The sequence below is a fragment of the Zunongwangia endophytica genome, assembly GCF_030409505.1.
GTDB lineage: Bacteria > Bacteroidota > Bacteroidia > Flavobacteriales > Flavobacteriaceae > Zunongwangia > Zunongwangia endophytica.
In genome coordinates this window covers 1805504-1827035 of sequence record NZ_JAUFPZ010000002.1, presented here as the reverse complement: position 1 = coordinate 1827035, position 21532 = coordinate 1805504, and the positions used below count along the sequence as shown (strand labels likewise).

11 protein-coding genes are annotated in these 21532 nt (G+C 35.5%); all 11 read left to right on the top strand.

The window, feature by feature from the left end:
* The first annotated feature begins 18 nt into the window (after positions 1-18).
* The 11 genes from QWY91_RS08065 to QWY91_RS08015 all read left to right on the top strand — a co-directional run bounded on the left by QWY91_RS08065 (position 19) and on the right by QWY91_RS08015 (position 21529).
* Complete coding sequence (locus tag QWY91_RS08065; RefSeq protein WP_290233545.1) at positions 19-1737, top strand: pectate lyase family protein; 1719 nt, start codon at positions 19-21, stop codon at positions 1735-1737.
* A complete protein-coding gene (locus QWY91_RS08060; protein ID WP_290233544.1) occupies positions 1737-3851 on the top strand; it encodes a DUF3826 domain-containing protein in 2115 nt (704 codons plus the stop codon). Before QWY91_RS08065 ends, QWY91_RS08060 begins: the two co-directional genes overlap by 1 nt.
* Before the next feature lie 286 nt (positions 3852-4137).
* On the top strand, positions 4138-5832 hold the full coding sequence (locus tag QWY91_RS08055) for a polysaccharide lyase (RefSeq protein ID WP_290233542.1): 1695 nt from the start codon (positions 4138-4140) through the stop codon (positions 5830-5832).
* 9 nt (positions 5833-5841) lie between these two features.
* Complete coding sequence (locus tag QWY91_RS08050) at positions 5842-8955, top strand: DUF6298 domain-containing protein (protein ID WP_290233539.1); 3114 nt, start codon at positions 5842-5844, stop codon at positions 8953-8955.
* Between the two features lie 3 nt (positions 8956-8958).
* Positions 8959-10386: a glycoside hydrolase family 140 protein gene (locus tag QWY91_RS08045; protein WP_290233536.1), complete on the top strand. Its 1428-nt coding sequence runs from the start codon at positions 8959-8961 to the stop codon at positions 10384-10386.
* A gap of 3 nt (positions 10387-10389) precedes the next feature.
* On the top strand, positions 10390-11961 hold the full coding sequence (locus tag QWY91_RS08040; protein ID WP_290233533.1) for a glycoside hydrolase family 28 protein: 1572 nt from the start codon (positions 10390-10392) through the stop codon (positions 11959-11961).
* Positions 11962-11966: 5 nt separating this feature from the next.
* Positions 11967-12959: a glycoside hydrolase family 43 protein gene (locus QWY91_RS08035; protein WP_290233530.1), complete on the top strand. Its 993-nt coding sequence runs from the start codon at positions 11967-11969 to the stop codon at positions 12957-12959.
* Between the two features lie 32 nt (positions 12960-12991).
* Positions 12992-14857 carry a sialidase/neuraminidase family protein gene (locus QWY91_RS08030; RefSeq protein WP_290233527.1) on the top strand — a complete coding sequence of 622 codons (1866 nt, stop codon included), beginning with the start codon at positions 12992-12994 and terminating at the stop codon, positions 14855-14857.
* The gene (locus QWY91_RS08025) at positions 14858-17650 is read left to right on the top strand and encodes an alpha-L-rhamnosidase (protein ID WP_290233523.1); all 2793 of its coding nucleotides are present in this window, start codon (positions 14858-14860) and stop codon (positions 17648-17650) included. It begins immediately after the preceding gene.
* A gap of 2 nt (positions 17651-17652) precedes the next feature.
* Positions 17653-19071 (top strand): alpha/beta hydrolase family protein, encoded by a 1419-nt coding sequence (locus QWY91_RS08020; RefSeq protein ID WP_290233521.1) that lies wholly within the window; start codon positions 17653-17655, stop codon positions 19069-19071.
* A gap of 4 nt (positions 19072-19075) precedes the next feature.
* A complete protein-coding gene (locus QWY91_RS08015; RefSeq protein ID WP_290233517.1) occupies positions 19076-21529 on the top strand; it encodes a glycoside hydrolase family 95 protein in 2454 nt (817 codons plus the stop codon).
* Positions 21530-21532: the final 3 nt, after the last annotated feature.

Here is a 21532-nt window from a genome sequence, read left to right as displayed (position 1 = left end):
ATTTAAAATTATCTTTTAATGATTAGAAAATATTTGTTCAAAGCCCTATTTTTCTTTGGAATATTTAGCACAGTACATGCACAATACCCTAGCCTTACGGAAGAAGATAGAGCGAAGGAAAAAGAAATAAAAGAAGAAGCTTACAAACATTCCGATGAAGTCTGGAAGGAAGCTTTTAAAGTAGTTCAAAAAGAAGTAAAAGAAGGAAAGCCTTACGTTCCTTGGGCGTATAGATCTACAGATATACCGCAAGCGAAAATACCTTCTTTTCCAGGAGCCGAAGGTGGAGGCATGTTTACCTATGGAGGCCGAGGAGGAGAAATTTATACAGTAACCAATTTAAACGATGGTGGGCCTGGTTCTTTCAGGTGGGCTTGTGAAAAAGGTGGAGCACGTACAATTGTCTTTAATGTAGCAGGTATAATCAAATTAAAAACACCTCTAATCGTTCGCGCTCCCTATATTACAATTGCAGGCCAGACGGCCCCAGGTGATGGAGTAGTGATAGCTGGTGAAACGGTTTGGATCGATACTCACGATGTAATCATACGTCATATGCGTTTTCGTAGAGGGGAAACTTTTGTGGGAAGAAGGGATGATGCTATAGGTGGTAATCCCGTAGGAAATATTATGATAGATCATGTATCGGCCAGTTGGGGATTAGACGAAAATATGTCTATTTATAGACATATGTATAGTCCTGGTGGCGAATATGATCAGGAAAAATTAGGGACCGTAAACGTTACTATCCAGAATAGTATATTTTCGGAAGGATTAGATACTTATAATCACTCTTTAGGAAGTACTTTAGGTGGAGAGAATTGTTCGTTTATGCGAAATCTATGGGCAAGTAATGCCGGAAGAAATCCATCGATTGGATGGAATGGTATATTCAATTTTGTGAATAATGTAGTTTTTAACTGGAGTCATAGAACTACAGATGGAGGAGATTATAAGGCAAAATATAATATTATCAATAATTATTATCAACCTGGGCCTGTAACTCCAAAAGATCAACCTGTAGCCCATCGTATTCTTAAGCCTGAAGGTGGCTTAAGTGATCTAGATACACTTCTTTTTGGAAGAGCTTATGTAAATGGCAATATTGTAAAAGGCTTTCCAGAAGTAACAAAAAATAACTGGGATGGAGGAGTACAAATGGAAGGTAAGGATGGTAATCTTTTAACTTATGAAGAGTCCAAACATTTGTTTTCATCCATCAAAGTAGAGCAACCTTTACCAATGCCTCATATTACTATAATGCAAACGTTAGAAGCATATGACCACGTTCTAGAAAATGTAGGAGCAAAATTACCAAAAAGAGATGAGGTTGATCAACGAGTAATTAAAACAGTAGAAACTGGCAAAGCCATTTATAAAGAAGGATTAGATCCAGATTCTTTCTATCAATTCGAGCATAGAAGATTGCCTGCAGATTCTTATAAAAATGGAATTATAACAGATATTTCTCAGGTTGGAGGCTATCCTGATTATAATGGTGAAAAATATATAGATTCAGATAAAGATGGGATGCCAGATGCATATGAAAATGCTGTAGGGCTTGATCCAAATGATTATTCCGATGCCAAAAAGGATTTTAATGGAGATGGTTATACAAATATTGAAATGTATATTAATGGAATAGATTCTAAAAATACTATCGACTGGAGCAATCTTAGTAATAATAGAGATACACTGGCAGAATTAGAAGATGGATTAAATAATTATAAAAAATAATGAAGATGAAGAAAATGTTCTTTTTGCTTATAGGAATGCTTTCATTTTTCATGATGGAGGCCCAGGTTGGTTTTGATCCTGACTATGTAAAAGTTACAAACAAGCGAGCAGAGAAAATTGTAGATAATATTAAAATTAGTAATCAAGAAAAAAGCTTGAATGTTCGGAATTTAATAGCAGAGCAATATAGAAGCCTAAGTCAAGTTCATGAAAAGAGAGATGAAGATGTTGAAAAAATTCAGAAGAGATTTCCAAAAGAAGATTATCCCCAAAAATACGAGGAAAAAGTAGATGAAATTAGAGAGAAATCAGAAGGTGAAATCGCTAGATTACACAATTCTTTTTTGAAAGATTTAGCGAAGCAATTAGATAAAAATCAAATAGAAAAAGTAAAGGATGGGATGACTTATAGTGTTGTTCCAAAAACATACTTAGCTTTTCAAGAAATGCTTCCGCAATTAATAGAAGAAGAAAAAGCTTTTATTCTTAAAAATTTAAAAGAAGCTAGAGAGAAAGCTATGGATGCTGGGTCTTCTCATAAAAAGCATTGGTGGTTTGGAAAATATAAAGGAAAAATAAATAATTACCTTTCCTCTAGAGGATACGATCTTGCTAAAGAAGGTGAAGATTGGAAAAAGAGAAGAGAAGAGAAAGAAAAAAAACTTGCTGAAAGTGAACCACCGCATCCACCTCGTTTACCCGAAGAAGTAATACCAGCTTTTCCAGGAGCTTGGGGAGCAGGAATGTTTACAAGTGGAGGACGTGGAGGAAAAGTAATTGCAGTTACAAACTTAAATGATAAAGGTTCTGGTAGTTTACGTGAAGCACTAGAAACAAAAGGGGCTCGAATTATAATTTTTCGTGTAGCTGGTACCATCGAAATCGATGGGGATCTAAATTTAGATAATCCGGATGTAACTATTGCAGGTCAATCTGCTCCCGGAGACGGTATATGCATAGCCGGAACTCTTAATATAAATACTCACAATGTAATATTAAGACATTTGAGAGTTAGAAGAGGTATAGCATCTGGAGGCCAGGGCGATGACAATATTGGAGGTAACCCAAGTCATCACATAATTATAGATCATTGTTCCACAAGTTGGGGAATGGACGAAAATATATCTTTGTACAGACATATGAGACCATCCATGGATGAAACTACGCAAATAAAGGATCCATCTAAACATATCACTGTACAATGGACAATTTCGAGTGAGGCCTTAAACGCTAAAGGACATGCTTTTGGAGGTACTTGGGGAGGTAATCCATCTACATTTCATCATAATCTTTTCGCCAGCAATACGGCGAGAAATCCTTCAATTGGAATGTCGGGTGAATTTGACTTTCGATATAATGTTGTTTTTAATTGGGGACACCGATCTATCGACGGGGGAGATGAAACATCTATGATCAACCTAATAAATAACTATTTTAAACCAGGGCCAGCTACTGAAGACAATATTCGATCAATTTTTGCACGTATTGAAGAGCGTCATATGTACTCCCCTGGAAGTGCCTGGGCTGAAGGTGATTGGTATAAAGAATCTCCAGATCGTCCTGGAAAGTGGTATGTTGCAGGTAATATAATGCATAATAATACAGAAGTTACTAATAATAATTGGGCAGGTATGCGAGGTCAAAGTCCAGAAATGGCGAATGTAGATGAACTTAAAACATTGGCTAGAGTTAATACACCTTTCGTAGGTTGGCCAGTTGCTCCGCACCAAGCAGCAGATGATGCATTCGATGCTGTTTTAGAAAAGGTAGGAGCCACACTACCTCGACGTGACGCTGTCGATGCTCGCGTAATAGAAACAGTTCGCACAGGACAAACAACAACTAAAACAGGTATAGTAAATAATGTGTCTGAAGTTGGAGGATATCCGAAACTTACTTATAATAAAAAAGATATTCCTGTTGACAGCGACGGTGACGGTATGCCAGATCAATGGGAGATAAAATATGGTCTTGATCCTAATAATTCTGGAGATGCAAGCCAGGATCTTGATGGTGATGGATATACTAATATTGAAGAGTACTTAAATGGCACAGATCCAACTGAAAACATAGATTATCGAAATTTAGGTAATAATGTAGACAAGAAAAGTTGATTAGTGCTATTAAATAAAACTGTTTAATATTTTGATAGTTTTCTAAATGATAAATTAATTTAAAATCAATAGATAAAAAGCCTAACCTTAAAAAGATTAGGCTTTTTTTATTCTAGGAGGATAAATACCCCGAGGCTTGCCTCGTTAGTAAATTTTTAAAGTTTGAAAACGCGTTCAGCTAAAATGCTCCGTGGGCTTGCCCGGAGAAATTTACTAAATCCAAGAAGGCACAGGATGCTTAATTATTATTTAATAGGTAAAATGCATAACATTAAATATAATTAAGATGACTTTTAAAATATCCAATTTTATCATATTTTTCATAACAGTTATTTTCAATTCTTTTATTTGTGTAGCGCAGTATCCAGAAATTCCAAAGGCATTGCAAAATGCAACTGATAAAATAATGAATGAGGAAGAAGAACGTTTACAAGAATTATGGGATACTAAAGTTTGTAATATTGTAAGAGAACAGGCGAAAGAAGATAGACCTTATATACCATGGGGATCACATCCAGACGATTTTGTAAAAGCTGATATTCCTGCTTTTCCTGGAGCAGAAGGAGGCGGTGCCTTTACACCTGGCGGCCGAGGAGGAAAAGTTTTTGTTATTACTAGTTTAAAAGATAGTGGTCCAGGAACATTAAGAGAGGCCTGTGAAGCTGGAGGAGCTCGAGTTTTAGTATTTAATGTTTCAGGAATAATTCGTCTTGAAAAACCTATTAGTATTCGAGCCCCTTATGTTACTATAGCTGGACAAACAGCACCCGGCGATGGAATTTGTGTAGCGGGAGAAACTTTTGCAATAGATACCCACGATGTTATTGTAAGACATATGCGTTTTAGAAGAGGAGCTACCGATGTCACCAGAAGAGATGATGCTTTGGGAGGAGATCCTATGGGGAATATTATTATAGATCATTGTTCTGTAAGTTGGGGGTTAGATGAAAACATGTCAATGTACCGAAACATGTTTAAGCCTAACGAAAATTCTGATCGACAAAAGCTACCTGCTTCAAATATCACTATTCAAAATACAATATCTTCAGAAGGATTGGATACCTACAATCATGCTTTCGGTAGTACTATCGGAGGATTAAATAGTAGTTTTATTAGAAATCTTTGGGCTAATAATATATCTAGAAATCCTTCTGTAGGAATGTATGGTAGTTTCAATTTTATAAATAATGTTATTTTTAATTGGTGGAATAGGTCAGTTGATGGAGGAGATTATAGATCACGATTTAATATTATCAACAATTATTTTAAACCGGGACCAATAACACCAAAAGATAAACCAATAAGTTATAGAATTTTAAAACCAGAGTCTGGTTATCTAGATCCAAAAACATATGGTAGAGCGTATGTATCAGGAAATTTTGTGGTTGGTCATCCAGAAGTGTCTAAGGATAATTGGAACGGTGGCGTTCAATTAGAAGATCAAAGCGAATATGAAAAACAAGATCATTTAGACTATATTAAACAAGACAAAATGTTTTCAATGCAGCAAATTAAAATTATGTCTGCGGAAGATGCCTATCAATTCGTACTCGATAATGTTGGCGCAACTTTACCAAAAAGAGATCCAGTAGATAATAGGGTTATCGAACAAGTAAGAACTGGTAAGATAGAATATAAAGAAGGTTTGGAGAATAATATAGGCTCAGAATATATAAATAGAAGATTACCTGCAGATTCTTATAAAAAAGGTATTATAACTAGTCCTAAACAAGTTGGTGGGTATCCTGAATATAAAGGGAAACCTTACAAAGATTCTGATAATGATGGCATACCGGATGCTTGGGAAATTAAGTATGGTTTAAATCCTAACGATCCTTCTGATGCAAATCAAGATATAAATGGTGATGGATATTCAAATATTGAAAAATATTTTAATGGTATGGATCCTACAGAAATTATAGATTGGAAAAACTTAGAAAATAATCGCAACACACTTACCAAACCGTTAGTCCAGAATTAATACTAAAAAATGAAAGCAATTCAGAGTTTATTAATTTTCTCGTTGTTCTTAGCTGGATTATCTCTATATAGTCAAGATAATTATCCGGATATAGATAAAGATGAGAATGGTGGAATAACTTATGTAAAAGATAAATTGGGAAATCAAATCCCAGATTTTTCTTTTGCTGGTTACAAAATGTCATCAGAAGTTATTCCTAATATTTCCGGAAAGGTAACTATTCCATCAATGAAAGGTGACGCGACTCAATTGATTCAGCAGGCTATCGATTATGTTTCCAATTTAAAACCCGATAAAAATGGATTTAGAGGAGCTGTTGTTCTGGAAAAAGGAACTTTTCAATTAGATGGGACTATTTATATAAAAAAATCGGGGATAGTTCTTCGTGGTTCTGGTAATTCTAAAAATGGAACAGTCCTTTTGGGAACAGGAGTTAAAAGAGAAGCAATGCTTCGTATCTTGGGAGAAAAAGATTACAAGATAACCGATAGTTTAAAACTTTTATCAGATTTTATTCCATTAGGTTCAAATAAAACTCAATTAAGCGCTAATCTTAAAAAAGGAGATAATATTTTTATTAGGTTGAAGTTGAATCAGCCATTTATAGATACTCTTGGAATGAACAATTTTGGTGCGGAAACGGGGTGGATAGGATGGAAACCTGAAGATTGGAATATCAGCTGGGACCGTAGTATAACTAAAGTCGAAGGCAACAATGTTCAATTAAGCGCTCCCTTGACTATGAGTATGAATTCTGAAAAGGATGAAATTGATATTTTAAAATATAAATGGCCCGGTAGAATTGAGCAAGTAGGGATTGAAAACCTCAAAATTGAATCTAAATTTGATCAGAGCAATCTAAAAGACGAACAACATCGTTGGCTAGGTATTTCTATTGAAAACGCTAGAAATAGTTGGGTACGAAGAGTGAATTTTGAAAATCTAGCTGGAGGAGCTGTTCATATCTTAAAAACTGGTAGCAAGATTACCGTAGAAGATTGTATTTCAGAAAATCCAGTTTCTGAAATTGCAGCTTTTAGAAGGCATACTTTTTATACGGAAGGTCAACAAACGCTATTTCAAAGATGTTATTCGGAATATGGATATCATGACTTTTCAGTTGGAGGTTATGGTACTACAGGGCCTAATGCATTTGTACAATGTGAAGCATATTTACCTTTTAGCTTTAGCGGAGCTATAGGAAGTTGGGCTACGGGTATTTTATTTGATGTAGTGAATATAGATGGTGATGCGCTCAGCTTTGCAAATCAGGGACAATTAGCTAGAGGTTCGGGTTGGACCGCAGCAAATTCTGTAATCTGGGAAAGTTCTGCATCTATGATGGAAGTACCAAGTCCTCCTACAGCTCAAAACTGGGCATTTGGAGTATGGGGACAATATTCAGGAAATGGGCACTGGAAAGAAGCAAATAGTCATATTTCACCCAGAAGTTTGTTTTATGCACAGCTCAATAAGAGAGCAACGACTTCGGAAATTGATCCGGATATTTTACAAATAGGAACTGAGCCTTCTTCGAGTCCAACGCTAGAATCTGCAGAACTATTAACCCGAGAAGCAGATAGCGAAAGGGTGGCATTAAAAGAATGGATCTCTAGTGTGGATCATCGAAAAACACTTAAGTTTGATAATTCTCGGGCAATTAGTTTTCAGAGTTTGAAGCTACCTAAACTGAAAAATTCAGAAAAAAACAAAACTAAAATCGTTATAGCTAATGGAATGCTTACTTATAACGGTAAGCTCCTTACAGGTAAACATATGCCGGTTATGTGGTGGCGTGGTAGTTTACGTGATGACGATGTTAGGAAATCCACACCGCATGTCACCCGTTTTGCTCCCGGTAAACAAGGTCTTGGTTTAACCGATGATCTTAAAGAAACAATCGAGTGGCTAAAGCAAAAAAATATAGTAGCTCTGGATCATAATTATGGACTATGGTATGATCGCCGCATGGACGATCATCAGCGTATTCGTCGCTATGATACAGACACTTGGCCACCATTTTACGAACAGCCATTTGCACGTAGTGGTAAAGGAATAGCCTGGGATCATTTGAGTAAATATGATTTGACAAAGTATAACAATTGGTATTGGTCACGATTACATCGGTTTGCTGAATTAGCAGAGCAGGAAGGACAAATGCTATTCCATCAACAATATTTTCAGCATAATATTTTGGAAGCTGGTGCACACTGGTCTAGTTCTCCGTGGAGATCTGCCAATAATATCAATGAAACCGGTTTTCCGGAGCCACCACCTTACGCAGGTGACAAACGGATTTTTATGGCTCGACAGTTTTATGATGTAACTAACGAACCACGAAGGAAATTACATAAATCTTATATAGAGAAATCTCTAGAGAATTTTAAAAATGAAAGCAGCACTATTCAGTTTACCAGCGCTGAATATACGGGACCGTTACATTTTACCCAATTTTGGGTAGATGTTATTAGAGAATGGGAAAAAAGTAATCAGAATTTGGCCTTTATTGGTTTGAGTGCCACAAAAGACGTGCAGGATGCTATTCTTCAAAACAGCGAGCGAGCAGCAATAATCGATGTTATTGATATAAAATATTGGTACTACAGGGAAGATGGTAAAGTTTACGCTCCAGAAGGTGGTAAGAATCTAGCACCAAGACAACATGCACGCAAAATGAATACCGGTAAAGAAACAAATAGGTCTGTATATCGTTCTGTTAGAGAATATAGAGATAAATTTCCTGAAAAAGCAGTACTATATAATACAAATGCAGCAGCTCGTTTCGGTTGGGCTCAATTAATGGCGACTGCTTCTTTACCCAGTATTCCAAGAGTAGATTTGGAATCGTTTTATAAAGAAGTTCCAAAAATGAAGTTTGCCGAAAATCAAGATTATGAAAGTGATATTTGGACGCTACAAAATATAGGCAAGGCATATTTATTCTACTTGAATGAAAATCGATCACTTTCCGTAGATCTGTCCGATTTCTTTGGTGAATTCCAAATGTATACTATAGACCCAGAAACGGGAGAAACTACAAAAAAAGAAACCTTAAAAGCCGGTTCAGAAGTGACAATCAAACCAGCGAATAATGAACATTTATTTTACGTCGTTAAAATTTAAATTATGTTGAAACTAACCCATTATAAGCTTTATACATTTTTTTCGATATTTATTTTGCTGTCTTCTTGCAAAAATTCGGAAAACAAAAAAACAGAGATTGTAGAAAATGAGAAAGATTCTTTCGGAGCTCTGTCTATTTCAGAGAATCAGCGTTACTTTCAAAAAGAGAATGGAGATCCTTTTTTTTGGCTCGGGGATACCGGTTGGCTTATGTTTAATAAGCTTGACCGTGACGAGATAAAGCTTTATATTGAAGATAGAAAAGCGAAAGATTTCAATGTAATACAAGCTATGGTATTACATACATTAGAAGCTTCTAATGTATATCAAGATAGTGCCTTGGTTAATAAGAATGTTGCCGAGCCTTTACTTACTGAAGGAGCTGAAGTCTCAGACTCTTTGGAATATGATTTTTGGGATCATGTAGATTATGCGGTGAAAACAGCAGAAGAGAATAATATTTATATGGCTTTGGTCCCTGTTTGGGGAGGAAACATTAAGAATGTAAACGAAGATCAGGCAAGGAAATATGGTAAATTTTTAGCGGAACGTTATAAAGATTATAAAAATGTTATTTGGTTGAATGGAGGAGACACTTTCGGTAATGAATATACCAACGTATGGAATGCGCTAGGGGAAAGCCTCGATGAATATAATCCAGATAAATTGATAACCTTTCATCCAAGAGGAAGACATGATTCTTCTGATTGGTTTCATGATGCGACCTGGTTAGATTTCAATATGTTTCAGTCGGGACATCGTACTTATGATCAGGATGATTCAGAAAGAAAGTACGGAGAGGATAATTGGAAATATGTAAAAACAGACTATAATTTAAAACCAATTAAACCTACTTTGGATGGAGAACCATCATATGAAGGAATTCCTTATGGACTTCATGATACCTTACAACCTTTTTGGAAAGATCACGAGATAAGACGTTATGCGTACTGGTCGGTTTTTGCAGGAGCAGCAGGCTTTACCTACGGTCATAGCGCAGTAATGCAAATGCACCGTCCTGAGGATAAAACTGGAGCCTATGGAAATAAAAAATATTGGGAGGTTGCTTTAAATGATCCAGGAGCAAAACAAATGCAGTATCTAAAAAAATTAATGCTTAATTATTCGTATTTTGATAGAAAACCGGATTCCTTAATAGTGTTGAATAGTGGAGAGCGTTATAATTATTTAACGGCAACTAGTGGTAAGGATTATGCTATGGTTTATACATACAATGGGAAAAATATCGAAATCGATGCTGAAAAATTAAGTTTTGATGAGTTTGAAGCTTACTGGTTTGATCCTCGTAATGGAGAAAAATCAATAATTCAGCATAAATCAAGCGCAAAAGAAGATATATTTATTTTTGATCCTGAAGGAGAGCAGAAAGAAGGAAATGATTGGGTATTGATACTTGAAAAAAAAGTCTAAAACATGTTTAAAAAAATCCAATTATTTATATTCTTATTATTACCCTTCTTTGTTTTTGCGCAGAATGAATGGATTAATATCGCTGAAGAAAGATCGCAGACTAAAGATTCATTGATTACAAATATCATCCAGAATGCTATAGATAAAGCATCTTCTAAAGGAGGAGGCACAATTTATTTTCCTGCAGGAGATTATCTTACCGGAGCTATTCGCTTAAAAAGCAATATTACGCTTCACCTAGATGCTGGTGCGTTATTAAGATTTTCAAACGATTTCGATGATTATTTACCTTTTGTTGAAATGCGATGGGAGGGAACGGTAATGAAAAACTTTTCTCCACTTATTTATGCCTATGAAGTAGAAAATATAGCAATTACCGGGCGTGGAACTATAGATGGGCAAGGAAAAAAATGGTGGCTAGAAATGTATCGTTTCGAAACGGCAAAAGAAAAACCTCCAAGAACCAAGTTTCAGAAAATGTGGGTAGAGCAAAATCAAGAATTAGAAACTTCAGATTATTATCAGCGAACCATGAACCTAGAATTTTTTCGACCGCCGCTTATTCAGGCTTATCGGTCTGAGAATATTTTGATTGAAGGTGTCACTATTCAGAATAGTCCATTTTGGACTGTTAATCCAGCATTTTGTAACAATATTCGTATTACTGGGGTAACTATTAAGAATCCACCTTCACCAAATACGGATGGTATAAATCCAACTTCCTGTAAAAATGTGCATATCTCAGATTGTCATATTAGCGTAGGTGATGATTGTATTACTATAAAATCTGGACGTGATGCCGACGGAAGAAAATGGGCAACTCCAACTGAAAATGTTACAATCACAAATTGTACAATGCTAAGTGGCCACGGTGCAGTGGTAATTGGCAGTGAAATGTCTGGTGGAATAAAAAAAATAACCATCTCTAACTGTATTTTCGATGGAACCGATCGCGGGATTAGATTTAAAACTGCTCGTGGACGGGGAGGCATTGTTGAAGATATACGTGTATCCAATATCGTAATGAATAATATTCAAAAAGAGGCAATTATGATGAACATGTTTTATGATCATAACAAAAATATTGAACCGGTTACAGAACAAACGCCTATATTTAGAAATATCCATTTTTCAGCAATCACCGGGAATAATATTAAAACCGCAGGTAAACTTGCCGGTATCGAAGAAATGCCAATTCAGAATATTTCATTTTCTGATATCAATCTAGAAGCAGAAGAAGGCTTTTATGTTTCTGTAGCGAAAAATGTAGAATTTCATGATATTTCTGTCACTACTGAAATTGGATCTTCTTTTGAAATTTTAAATTCAGAAGATATCATATTAGACAATGTTCAATCTCAAAAACCACTTGAAATTACTGCGGTGATAAAGGCTGAAAATGTGAAGAATATGCTATTAACTAATACAACTATGTTTCAAGAATTTGATTTTTTACTTTCTGTTTTAGGAGAAAATAATAAAAATATTTTTCTTCAAAATAACACAATACCTAATGTAGAAAAGACCCTTCAAAAAGCTAGAGAAGTTCGTACAAGTTCAATTATTCAAAAATAAAGTTGATGAAAAAAGGAATTTTACTCGTACTCTTATTTTTAGTTTTTTCTTGTAAAATTCGAAGAGGGGAAGACGGAAATACGAGTCAGAATATCAAAAATCAGACAGCAAATTTTAAAGCAAGCCATACAGATTCGGTATATCTATTCACGAGCTTTCGTGAACCAGCTGATGAAGGACTTTATCTTGCTTACAGTAATGATGGATATAATTGGGAAAACCTTGCAGGACCTTACCTGAAGCCTACTGTAGGTAAGAGTAAAATAATGAGAGATCCTTCGGTAACCAAAGGTAAAGACAGTACGTATCATATGGTATGGACAACCGATTGGCGTGGTGGTAAGGGGTTTGGATATGCCAGTACTACAGATTTTATAAGCTGGAGTGAACCTAGAATGATTCCAGTTATGGATCATGAACCGGATGTAGTTAATGTATGGGCACCAGAACTTTTTTATGATAAAGATTTGGGTCGTTTCATAATACTTTGGGCCTCTACCATTCCATTTCAATTTGAAAAAGGAGAGGAAGAGGAAAAGAATAATCATAGGATGTATTTTACAACCACAAAAGATTTTAAAGATTTTACTAAAACAGAACTTTTTATAGATGCTGGTTTTAGTATGATAGATTGTGTGATTGTAAAGCGTGATACAGAAGATTATGTCCTTGTTCTTAAAGATAATACACGTCCTAATCGAAATTTAAAAGTAGCATTTGCTTCTAATCCATTAGGTACCTATAAAAATATTTCTGAACCCTTTACAGGGTTTCTTACAGAAGGTCCTACCGTGATACAACAGGATGGGAAATATATTATTTATTACGATAATTATGGTGATAAAAGCTTTGGTGCTGTTGAAACTGAAAATTTCAAGGAATTCAAAAATATAAGTGATAAAATTGAATTACCAGAAGGACATAAACACGGAACAATTACCCGTATTTCTAATAAGGTTTTAAATGGGCTTATCGCCAAAAGCAAAGAATTAAAATAACAATTTAAACAAGTTTATTAATCTCTTTTTGCATGCGATTAAACTTAAGAAGTTTTAAAAAGTTAGTAATAACGCTTATTTTTAGTACATCTACGTTAATATTCTATTCTCAGAAAGTAGATACTGCGAAATATGTTGGTACTACTTTATCAAATATAGATTATCATCATGGCCAATTAAGACCAGCAGTTGGTACGCATGCTACTCAGATTATGAGAGCATCGAGAGAGCATCCTGAAACTGCAGATGGTTTGGGTTGGACCTATAATCACGCGCCAAATATTGCATATTGGAATAATACATTTTTTGTTCAATATCTTAACGATTCTATCGGTGAACATATTCCACCAAGTACTACTTTACTTATTACTTCAAAAAATGGCAAAGATTGGACTAAACCTGAAGTGATTTTTCCAGAATATAACATTCCTAATGGATGGACTAAAGAAGGAGTGAAAGGAGAAGCTAATAATATTACTGCAGTAATGCATCAGCGTATGGGGTTTTACAAAGCCTCCAATGGTAAATTTCTGACCTTAGCATATTATGGAATAGCATTAAACGAAAAAGACGATCCTAATGATGGAAAAGGAATTGGTCGTGTAGTTAGAGAAATCAAAAAAGATGGAAGTCTGGGGCCAATATATTTTATAAGATATAATAAGACCTGGGATAAATCACTTTCAGAATATGCTTTTTATAATAAAAGCAAAGACAAGGAATTCGTTAAGGCTTGTGAAGAACTTCTTTCCAAACCTTTAATGATGCAACAATGGGTAGAAGAACAAGATCGAGATGATGCATTAATTCCGCTAAAGGATCAATTTAAAGCTTTTAGTTATTACCATTTAGCCGATGGGCGTACGGTAGGTTGGTGGAAACATGCACTTACTTCATTGAGTCTTGATGGTGGTGAAAATTGGGAATATCATCCCATGCGTGCACCAGGTTTCGTAAACAGTAATGCTAAAATATGGGGACAAAAAACATCAGACGGTAAATACGCGACAGTTTATAATCCTTCCGAATTTAGATGGCCACTTGCTTTATCCACAAGTTCAGATGGATTAGTATATGATAATTTATTCCTGGTCCATGGTGAGATAAGTCCAATGCGGTACAGAGGGAATTATAAGTCTTACGGCCCTCAGTATGTTCGCGGAATTTTAGAAAGTAATGGTAATCCTCCTGATAGGGATATGTGGTTAACGTATAGTGTGAATAAAGAAGATATTTGGGTAGCCAAAGTTCCGGTTCCTATCACTGCCACTGTCAATGAACATATAGATGAGACGTTTAATGAATTGCCGGATGGAGCGGAATTAAATATGTGGAATTATTATGATTTGCAATGGGCAACTGTAGGAATAGAGAAAAAAGATGATGTGAAATGGCTTGCCCTAAAGGATAAGGATGCATTTGATTATGCAAGAGTGGATCGTATCATACCGCATACCGAGAATCTTCACGCTACGTTTACGGTTATGCCAGGTCAAAATAATCATGGCATGTTGCAAGTAGAATTTCAAAATCAAAAAGGTCTACCAGCAGTACGCTTAATTTTTAATGAAGAGGGGGAATTGATAACTAAATCTGGAGCTCGGTTTAAACATATATTAGATTATGAATTAGGTAAAGAATATGAAATTGATATAACATTAGAGCCGTCTAGAAGGTGGTATTCGCTAACTGTAAATGGAAAACACAAAACAGAACGTATATTTTATTCGCCTGTTCATGCTTTTGAAAGAATTATGTTTAGAACTGGTGAGCAGCGTTATTTTCCTACGCCAGATACTCCAGCTGATAATTATAAGGATTTGGAAAATACAGGTAAACAGATACCAGAAGCCGCTTTTTATATTAAAGGTTTAAAAACGGAAGCACTAAAGAAATAAATGAAAGTAGCTACTAGATCTATATTTGGTTTAATAACATTGCTTTTTCTTTCCTGTGGATCTCATAGAGAAGGGAAAACTCTATTTATTGCATCAAATTTAGAAATTGTAGAACTGGAAGTTGGTATGCAATCTGATCCTCTAGGAATTGATCCTAATGAGGTGAAATTTGGCTGGCAATTAAAATCTTCAGGATTCGATATAAAGCAAACGGCCTATAGAATTCAGGTTTCTCGGGATAAAAAATTCCAGAAGCTTTTTTGGGATAGCGGAAAAATCAATTCCGATGTGAGTCAGCATCTAAAATATGATGGTCCTCCATTTAATTACGAGAATGATTATTATTGGAATGTTGAGGTTTGGACGAATAATTCGGGTTCTGCAAAAAGTAAAATAGCACAATTCTATACTTCGCCTAAATCTGAAAAATTAAAGGCTAAATGGATAGGAGCAATTTCTCGAGCAAATAGTCATTTGCCGGAAGGGCGAAAGATGCATACTCCAACATTCAAAAAATCAAAAAGAGATTCCATAATAGGATCATTAGATTCACTAGCTTATCGAAGTATCATCTTACGAAAGGAATTTAAAGCGGATAAAAAAATTGAATCTGCAAAAATTTATGTGTCGGGTTTAGGTCATTATAAACTCAGCTTAAACGGAAATAAAGTGGGTAATAGCGAATTTGCACCTCTATGGACAGATTATGATAAAACAGTATATTATAATATTTATGATGTTACTAATCAACTGGATATAGGGAATAATGCTATAGGGGTTTTGCTTGGTAACGGGATGTATAATGTTATCGGAGAAAGGTATTCTAAATTTTATATAAGCTTTGGTCCTCCTACGCTCTTTTTTCAGTTGAAGCTAGCTTATACTGATGGTTCAGAAGAAATTATATATTCTGATAGCAGTTGGAAATATGATAAAAGTCCGATTACTTTCAATACGATTTTTGGTGGAGAAGATTATGATGCAAGAATGGAGCAAATCGGGTGGGATATGCCGGGTTTTGATGATTCACAGTGGAATGATGTGATTCTCCAGAAAGCTCCGAAAGGAAAATTACTTCCTCAACAGGCAACACCTGTAGCTATATCAAACGCTTATTCTGTTAAGCAGTCTCAGAAATTAGCAGATACTACCTTTGTTCTCGATTTTGGTCAAAATCTTTCAGGATTTCCAGAATTCAAAGCAAAGGGTAAGAGAGGTCAAAAGCTAAAAATTTGGGTAGGTGAGAAACTAAAAGAAGATGGAAGTATTTCCCAAGGAGGTTCAGGAAAACCTTATTATTATGAATATACTTTTAAAGGAGATGAAGTTGAAACATGGCGTCCTAACTTCAGTTATTATGGTTATCAGTACGCACAAATTGAAGGTGCAAATTACCAGCAGGAGGAAATTCAGGGTCCTCCCACAGTTCTAGATATCCAATCACTTTTCGTAAATAATTCGGCAAAAGCTGGCGGAACGTTTGAAAGTTCTAACGAAATTTTCAATCATACCCATCAATTAATAGATGCGGCGATTAAAAGTAATTTTCATAGTGTTTTTACCGATTGCCCGCATCGTGAAAAGTTGGGTTGGTTAGAAGAAACCCATTTAAACGGACCTGGATTATTCTTCAACTATCATCTTGAAAATTTTATTCCGAAGGTAATGCAAGATATTGCAGACGCCCAGAGGGAGAATGGACTTATCCCAAATATTGCTCCGGAGTATGTTGTTTTTGGAGGAGATTTTACCGATTCTCCCGAATGGGGACTTGCGGGAATTATGCTCCCCTGGATGTATTATCAATATTATGGAGATACATCTCTTATCGAGAAATACTATACGGTAATGAAGAACTATGTAGATTACCTTTCTTCGACAGCAAGAAAACATATTGTATACCACGGACTAGGAGATTGGTATGATTACGGTGATCATGCTGCTGGTTATTCAAAAAATAGCCCAATAGCACTTTCTGCAACTAGCCATTATTATTATGGATCAAAATTATTATCCAAAGCAGCGACTATGTTAGGTAAATCTGCAGATGCCAAAAAATATGAACAGCTGACTAAAAAAATTCAAGAAGCTTTTAATACTGAATTTTACAATATTGAAAAAGGAAATTATGCAACTGGTAGCCAGTTCAGTAATGCGGTGCCGATCTATATGGGAATAGTTCAGCCAGAGAATAGAAAACGTGTACTGAAAAGCCTGACGGATACAATCAAGGCTAATAATTACAGATTGACAACTGGAGATGTAGGCAATAGATACTTATATCAAGTATTAGCTGAAAACGATGAAAATGAAATCTTATTTAAAATGCAAAACCATTATGATGCACCAGGTTATGGATTTCAGATTAAATTCGGTTTAACAACTCTTACAGAACAATGGGATCCGACAAAGGGTAATTCTCTTAATCATTTTATGATGGGACAAATTGAAGAGTGGTTCTATGAAAGTTTAGCTGGAATAAAAGCTGATAAAAAAGCTCCGGGATTTAAGCATTTTTACTTAGAACCGGAACTTGTAGGTAATTTGCAATTTGTACAATCATCTTATGAGTCTTTATATGGAACAATTATAGCAGAATGGAATAAAAACGTGGAGTATACAACATTTACATATAAGATACCTGTAAATACTAGCGCTACTTTAAAATTACCTGCTTCAAAATCGTCTAAAGTTTTAGTAAACGGCGAGAAATTACTGGACTATACTATTAGAAATGAAAAAGTTGAATTCAATTTGGGTTCAGGGAGTTATACTATAAAAATTAGTAAATAATAATGAACAACCAGAAAGATACATATACCATTGTTTGTAAGAATTATGTATTCTTGGTGGCTCTTCTTGCATTTATTTCTGGACAATCACAGAATTCTGACAGTAATTTTAATCAATCTATTACGAAAACGATTGAAGATATTGAAGAAATCTACAATATTACTGTAAAAGATGAGAAATCTCTACTGAACGAAAAATATTTAGATTATGCAGATTGGCGAATAAATCAATACAATTTAGAAGCTTCTTTAAATGCGATTCTTTCACCTTTTGATTTGATGTTCTGGAAAGAATCAGATTCGGTTTATAGTATTCGGGAATTCGATTATCCTAGAAACACACCAGATATTGGGAAACGAAGACTGGAGTATCTTAATAATCTCTACACCAATAAATCGGAATGGGAAGAGCGAAAAGCTTCTTTAAAAGCTTGTATTATCGAGGCGTTAAAAATAAACGATGCTCCTGTTTTAGAAAAGCCACAAGTGGTCATTACTAAAAAAAGAAAATATAAAGGATATAGCGTAGAGAATATTGGGCTTGAAGTACTTCCAGGGGTTTATGCTACAGGGTCTATTTACAGACCTTTAAAAACTAAAAATAAAAGTGCAGTAATTCTATCCCCTAATGGTCATTTTGGAGACGGGCGGTATCGCGAAAGCGAACAAATTAGATGTGCGAATCTTGCGAAAATGGGAGCAATTGTGGTTAGTTATGATCTATTTGGTTGGGGAGAATCTACTTTACAGTTTGCTTCAGAATATCATAAAACGAGTATTGCGCAAACCATTCAGGTTTTAAATGGTATAAAATTACTAAACTATTTATTGAAACTTGCTGAAGCAGATGCTAATCGCGTTGCAATTACCGGCGGCTCTGGTGGTGGGTCACATTCGTTATTTTTAACGGCTATTGATGATCGAATTAAGGTATCGGTTCCTGTGGTAATGGTTTCATCTTATTTTTCGGGAGGTTGTCCTTGTGAAAGTGGTCAGCCAATTCATTTATGTGGTAACGGAACCAATAATGCTGAAATATCGGCAATGGCAGCTCCAAGGCCTCAATTAATAGTTTCAGATGGGCAAGATTGGACAAAACATGTACCTGAAATAGAGTATCCTTTTATAAAAAAGGTGTACTCCTTTTACAATGCTGAAGGAAAATTGGAAAATCAACATTTTGCTGATGAAGGCCATAATTATAAAGAATCAAAGCGTAAAGCGATGTATCCATTTATGGCAAAATATCTTGATTTAGACTTATCAAAAATCGTTAAAAATGGAGAGATTTTGGAAAATATTTCTTTAGAAACAGAAAATGAAATGAAAGTGTTTGGAGATAATGGAGAACAACTGCCAAAGAATGCTATGCACGATATTAATCAATTATATGCCCTTTTCGGTTTAACCTATGAAAAATAAAAGTATGAGTAAACTCTTAGGCCATATCGGTATTATTTTGATGCTATTTTTTACTAGTTCGCTGTTCGGACAGTCAAAAAATAATTTGAAATTATGGTATGACAAGCCTGCAGAAAACTGGAACGAAGCTTTACCTATAGGAAATGGACGCTTAGGAGCAATGGTTTTTGGAAGTCCTTCTGTAGAACGTTTGCAGCTAAATGAGGAAACGATATGGGCAGGCCAGCCAAACAGTATTGCTCATGAAAAAGCTTTAGAGGCTTTGCCAGAAGTCAGAAAACTAATTTTTGAAGGTAAATACAAAGAAGCCCAGGATTTGGCAACAAGCGATATTCGATCGCAAACCAATAATGGAATGCCTTACCAGACTTTTGGTAATGTTTATATATCCTTTGCAGGTCATAGTAACTATACTGATTATTATCGCGATTTGGATATTCAAAATGCAATTGCTTCAGTCTCTTATAAAGTTGATGGAGTAACTTTTAATAGAGAAATACTCTCAGCGTTTAAAGATGATGTAATTGCCGTAAAACTTTCAGCAGATAGACCAGGAATGATAACTACGAATATCCTGATGCAAAGTCCGTATGATAAAACAGATCCTGTAAGTCGTGGAGATGTAATTATGTTAGACGGAACCTCCAGTAATCATGAAGGTTTGCGCGGAGGCGTAGATTTTGAAGGCAGGCTGGCTGTCGAAACAGTGGGTGGATCTGTGAAGTCGGAAAATGGGACTATCGCAATAAAAGATGCAGATTCTGCTACTATTTATATTTCTATTGCTACGAATTTCAAAAACTACAAAGATCTTTCAGAAGATGTTCGTAAGAAGACTATAAGCTTGCTGAATAATGCTAGAAAAAAAGACTTTGAATCAATAAAAAAAAATCATTCGGATTATTATCAAAAGTTCTTTAATCGAGTCTCTTTAATACTCGGTAAAACAGAAGCGCTAGATCAGCCTACGAATCTGCGAATAAAAAATTTTTCAGAACAGTACGACCCTCAACTGGTAGAGCTTTATTTCCAATTTGGGAGATATCTTCTCATTTCCAGTTCTCAACCTGGCGGCCAACCGGCTAACCTACAAGGTATTTGGAACGATATGCTATTTCCGCCTTGGGAAAGTAAGTATACGATGAACATTAATGCAGAGATGAATTACTGGCCTGCTGAGCTTACTAATTTGTCAGAAATGCATGAACCTTTCATTCAACTTGCAAAAGAAGTAAGCGAAACAGGAAGAGAAACTGCAAAGATAATGTATGATGCAGATGGCTGGGTATTACACCATAATACCGATATCTGGAGAATAACCGGTCCCATCGACAATTCCCATTCCGGAATGTGGCCAAGTGGCGGAGCTTGGTTAATGCAGGATTTATGGGAACGTTACAACTATTCAGGTAATAAAAAATATCTGGATGAGATTTATCCAATATTGAAAGGTTCAGCTGAATTCTTTTTGGATTTTATGGTGCCACATCCAGAGTTTGGATATCTGGTTGTAGTACCTTCCAATTCCCCTGAAAATTCTCATGGTGGTGGTGAAGGAAATGCTTCAATTACGGCAGGAGCCACAATGGACCAGCAATTAATGTTTGATCTGTTCACTCATACTGCTGAAGCGGCCAAAATTTTAAATAAAGACAAGGATTTTGTTCAGCAATTAAACTCAGCGAAACAAAAACTTGCGCCAATGCAAATTGGTCGATACGGGCAGCTGCAAGAATGGCTAAAAGACTGGGATGATCCTGAAGACGATCACCGTCATATTTCTCATTTATACGGTTTATTTCCTAGTAACCAGATTTCACCTTTTAGAAATCCAGAATTATTTGAATCAACTAAGGTTGTTTTAGAACATCGCGGCGATAAATCTACAGGATGGTCTATGGGGTGGAAAGTAAATTTATGGGCTCGACTTTTAGATGGAAATCATGCTTACAAACTTTTGAATGACCAATTGAGCTTGGTTGGAGATGATGGAGGAGGAAGTTATCCGAATATGTTAGATGCGCATCCACCATTTCAAATCGATGGCAATTTTGGTGTTACTGCAGGAATTGCTGAAATGTTGATGCAAAGTCATGAAGGGGCCGTTCATTTATTACCAGCCTTACCAGATGCCTGGAATACTGGTTCGATAAAAGGGATTAGGGCCAGAGGTGGTTTTACTATTGAAGAACTGAAATGGTCAAATAACAAAATTCAGCAGGTAACTATCAAATCGAATCTTGGAGGGAATCTTCGGTTACGCACGGAATCAAAAATGGATCTAAAAAAATTAAAATTAGCAAAAGGAGAAAATTCAAATTCATTTTTCAAAATCAATCCAATTCAGCAACCAATAATTAAAGATAAATCACAAACGAGTCAACCTGAACTTCCTAAATACTACGAATACGATATTGAAACTGAAAAAGGTAAAACCTATACTTTTTCATCAAAATAAAAT

Bases quoted from the DNA above. Each gene is read 5' to 3' on its own strand.
- QWY91_RS08030 (WP_290233527.1), top strand. From the start codon at position 12,992: ATGCGATTAAACTTAAGAAGTTTTAAAAAGTTAGTAATAACGCTTATT.
- QWY91_RS08050 (WP_290233539.1), top strand. From the start codon at position 5,842: ATGAAAGCAATTCAGAGTTTATTAATTTTCTCGTTGTTCTTAGCTGGA.
- QWY91_RS08060 (WP_290233544.1), top strand. From the start codon at position 1,737: ATGAAGATGAAGAAAATGTTCTTTTTGCTTATAGGAATGCTTTCATTT.
- QWY91_RS08015 (WP_290233517.1), top strand. From the start codon at position 19,076: ATGAGTAAACTCTTAGGCCATATCGGTATTATTTTGATGCTATTTTTT.
- QWY91_RS08040 (WP_290233533.1), top strand. From the start codon at position 10,390: ATGTTTAAAAAAATCCAATTATTTATATTCTTATTATTACCCTTCTTT.
- QWY91_RS08045 (WP_290233536.1), top strand. From the start codon at position 8,959: ATGTTGAAACTAACCCATTATAAGCTTTATACATTTTTTTCGATATTT.
- QWY91_RS08055 (WP_290233542.1), top strand. From the start codon at position 4,138: ATGACTTTTAAAATATCCAATTTTATCATATTTTTCATAACAGTTATT.
- QWY91_RS08025 (WP_290233523.1), top strand. From the start codon at position 14,858: ATGAAAGTAGCTACTAGATCTATATTTGGTTTAATAACATTGCTTTTT.
- QWY91_RS08035 (WP_290233530.1), top strand. From the start codon at position 11,967: ATGAAAAAAGGAATTTTACTCGTACTCTTATTTTTAGTTTTTTCTTGT.
- QWY91_RS08020 (WP_290233521.1), top strand. From the start codon at position 17,653: ATGAACAACCAGAAAGATACATATACCATTGTTTGTAAGAATTATGTA.
- QWY91_RS08065 (WP_290233545.1), top strand. From the start codon at position 19: ATGATTAGAAAATATTTGTTCAAAGCCCTATTTTTCTTTGGAATATTT.